Annotated in this window: 1 protein-coding gene; it reads right to left on the bottom strand. The window is 62.3% G+C overall.

Translation table 11 applies throughout. The features are described from left to right. Positions 1–252, bottom strand: a 252-nt coding sequence (tnpB, locus tag GWC77_RS28780) for an IS66 family insertion sequence element accessory protein TnpB (RefSeq protein WP_173263066.1), incomplete at both ends; no start/stop codon positions are given.

Raw genomic sequence — 252 nt, 5'->3', positions numbered from 1 at the left:
GATCCGTCGTTCGTATCGGCTGGCGCCAGTCGATGCCTTCGAGCAGCATCGACAACTGCGCTTGGCTCAGGCACACAACGCCACCGTCCGCGCGCGGCCACACGAATCGACCCCGTTCCAGGCGTTTCATCAGAAGACACATGCCGTCGCCGCTCCACCACAGCACTTTGACCAGATCGCCGCGTTTGCCTCGGAACACGAACACGTGGCCGCTGAAGGGATCGCGTTCCAATACGGTCTGGACCTTCGCTG

This window comes from Paraburkholderia sp. NMBU_R16 (assembly GCF_013282575.1).
Classification (GTDB): Bacteria; Pseudomonadota; Gammaproteobacteria; order Burkholderiales; family Burkholderiaceae; genus Trinickia.
This window is presented reverse-complemented; position numbering and strand designations above follow the sequence as displayed.